This is a genomic window from Micromonospora maritima, from assembly GCF_902825405.1.
In the GTDB taxonomy this organism is placed as follows: Bacteria; Actinomycetota; Actinomycetes; order Mycobacteriales; family Micromonosporaceae; genus Micromonospora; species Micromonospora maritima.
In genome coordinates, this window is sequence record NZ_CADEAU010000629.1 from 1 (window position 1) to 2737 (window position 2737).

Consider the following 2737-nt stretch of genomic DNA (forward strand, 5'->3'; position numbering starts at 1 on the left):
CTCGCCGCCGCCGTGCTGGCGGTGCTCGCCGGTGTCGGCGTGACGCTGGTCCGGCCGCCGGCCGAGCCGGCCACCCGGCAGGTGGCGCTGACCGCGATGCGGCCGGTGGCCGGGACCGTGCCGGTGCACGCCGAGGTAGGGCTCACCGAGACGCCCTGGGGCACCGAGGTCACCATGCACTGCGGCTACGACAGGCGGGCCGGGCACCGCGAGGCGTACACGTTCCGGCTGGTGGCGCACGGCCCGGACGGCGCGACGGAGCAGATCGGCTCCTGGCTCGCCGCCCCCGGCGACGACCTGCGCTTCTCCGGCGTCACCCGCTTCACCAGGGGTGAACTGGTCCGCCTGGAACTGCAACGAGGCACCGAAACCCCCGTCCTCGCCTACGACCTCCGCTGACCCCCCACCCCCGCCACGTCGATCTTGCGCTTTGGGCCCCCAGTCCGGGTGTATTGCCCCTTTCGTCGGGGCGGAAAGTGCAAGATCAGCGCGCGGGGTCAGGGGTGGGGACGGGGGTTTCGAGGGGGCGGGGGGTGGCGCGGGTGCGGCGGGTGTTTCGCAGGGCGTCGACGGTGAAGACCACGAGGGCCAACCAGACCAGGGCGAAGCCGGCGAGCCGGGCGGGGGGCATCGGCTCGTGGAAGATCAGCACGCCGCAGCCGAGCTGGAGGATCGGGGCCAGGTACTGCAGCATGCCGACGGTGGACAGCGGCAGCCGGTTCGCGGCACCGGCGAAGAGCAGCAGCGGGATCGCGGTGGCGGCGCCGGCCAGCACCAGCAGCGCGGTGTGCCCGGCCGAGACGTGCCCGAACGTCGAGTCGCCCCGGAACGACAACCACGCCAGGTACGCCAGGGCCGGCAGCGCCAGCACCGCCGACTCGACGAAGAGCCCCTCCACGGCGGGCAGCCCGAGTCGCTTCTTGACCAGGCCGTAGCCGGCGAAGCTGAACGCGAGCGTGAGCGCCAGCCAGGGCAGTCGGCCGTAGTCGACGGTGAGGACCGCCACGGCGAGCGCGCCCACGGCCAACGCCGCCCACTGCCCCGGGCGCAGCCGCTCCCGCAGCGCGACCACGCCGAACAGCACCGACACCAGCGGGTTGATGAAGTAGCCGAGCGCGGTCTCCACCACCCGGTCGGAGTTCACGCCGTAGATGTAGGTGCCCCAGTTGACCGCGATCAGCGCGGCCGCGAGCGCGATGCCGGCCAGCGCGCGGGGCCGCCGGGCCAGCGTGCGCAGGAAACCGACGTGGCGCATCGCGGCCAGCAGCAGCGCCACGAACGCCACCGACCAGACGATCCGGTGCGCCAGGATCGCCACCGGCCCGGCTGGGCGGAGCAGCTTGAGGTAGATCGGGAAGAAACCCCAGAGCAGGTACGCGCCGACGCCGTACAGATAGCCGAGGCGGAGCTGGTTCACCCGTCCACCGTAAGGTGCGGATCGGGCTCCTGATCCTTTCCGGTGATGGGCGTCACCCGCTGGTCGAGCTCCATGTAGCGGTCCGCCGCCACCGGCTGGAAACCGAGCTTCCCGTACACCCCGTGCGCGTCCAGGGTGGCCAGCAGGATCCGGCGTACGCCCAGCTCGGCGAGGTGGTCGCGGACGCCGCCGGCCAGCCACGTGCCCAGCCCGCGACCGCGTTCGGCCCGGTCCACGTAGACGTCGCAGAGCCAGGCGAAGGTGGCCCGGTCGGTCACCACCCGGGCGACCGCGACCTGCCGGCCGTCGCCGGGCCGGTAGACGCCGAAGCCGATCGAGCCGGCGAACGCACGGGCGACCGTCTCCCGCTCCCGCCCGAGCGCCCAGTACGCGTCCGTGGCGAGCCAGTCGTGCACCCGGTCCAGGTCGAGCCGGTCCGGGTCGGTGCTGAGCTGGTAGCCGTCGGCGCGGGTCAGGGTGAACACCCGGCCGACGTTAGTACCGCCGCCCCGGTCGCTCGCCAGCCAATTCCCGCTCGCTGGCCTGGCCGGCCCGGCCGGCGTCGTGGAGCGCCGGCCGGGTCGCCGGGCGTCAGTCGCGGTCGAGGACGGCGCCGAGGATCCAGGTGACGATGCCGACGAAGAGCGCGCCCAGCACCGCCGCCGGCCAGAACCCGTCCACGTGGAAGGGCAGCCCGGCCTCGCCGGCGATCCAACTCGTGAGCAGGAACAGCAACCCGTTCACCACGAGCGCGATCAGGCCGAGGGTGAGCAGGTAGAAGCCGCAGCCCACGGTCTTGATGATCGGCTGGAGCACCGCGTTGACCACACCGAAGATCACCGCGACGAGCACCAGCGTGGTCACCGTCTCGGTGGCCGAATCGGAGTCGAGCGTGATGCCCGGGATCAGCAATGTGGCGAGCCAGAAGGCCACCGCCGTCGTCGCCACCCGGATCAGAAGACCCTTCAGGAAATCCATGGCGGGGATCGTGCCACGCCGGTTCCCCGCGCGGAACCCGTGCGACCGGCTCAGCGGCGGGTCGGACGACCGACCAGTTGCGACTCGACAGGCGTCGGCGAGAGCAGCGCCCAGCGCAGCGCCCGCCGGTTGACCACCGCCACCATGTCGTCGCGGATCCGGGTGAGCCAGTCGGCGGAGCCGCCGAGGCCGAGCGCGGTGCCGGCCAGGGCGGCCTCGGCCGGGTCGAGCGGTTGCAGGACGGCGAGGTCGGCGCGGGCCAGTGCCGGGGCGTCCGCCGGGGAGATCGGAAGAGCGTCGTGTAGGGAAAGAGTGTTCAGAGCGGTGTAGATCTCGGTGGTC

General features: G+C 72.8%; 3 protein-coding genes and 1 pseudogene. 1 reads left to right on the top strand and 3 read right to left on the bottom strand.

Going from position 1 to position 2737, the window contains the following annotated elements; genetic code table 11:
* Positions 1-399: pseudogene (locus tag HUW36_RS30195) on the top strand (anti-sigma factor family protein); the annotation flags it as partial.
* Between the two features lie 85 nt (positions 400-484).
* Here the strand turns inward: HUW36_RS30195 and rarD are convergent.
* The 3 genes from rarD to HUW36_RS30210 all read right to left on the bottom strand — a co-directional run bounded on the left by rarD (position 485) and on the right by HUW36_RS30210 (position 2395).
* Positions 485-1417, bottom strand: a complete 933-nt coding sequence (gene rarD / locus HUW36_RS30200; protein WP_174531201.1) for an EamA family transporter RarD — start codon at positions 1415-1417, stop codon at positions 485-487.
* The gene (locus HUW36_RS30205) at positions 1414-1902 is read right to left on the bottom strand and encodes a GNAT family N-acetyltransferase (protein WP_174531202.1); all 489 of its coding nucleotides are present in this window, start codon (positions 1900-1902) and stop codon (positions 1414-1416) included. The genes rarD and HUW36_RS30205 overlap by 4 nt, the downstream gene beginning before the upstream one ends.
* 106 nt (positions 1903-2008) lie before the next feature.
* The gene (locus tag HUW36_RS30210) at positions 2009-2395 is read right to left on the bottom strand and encodes a phage holin family protein (protein ID WP_091583634.1); all 387 of its coding nucleotides are present in this window, start codon (positions 2393-2395) and stop codon (positions 2009-2011) included.
* Between the last annotated feature and the right edge of the window lie 342 nt (positions 2396-2737).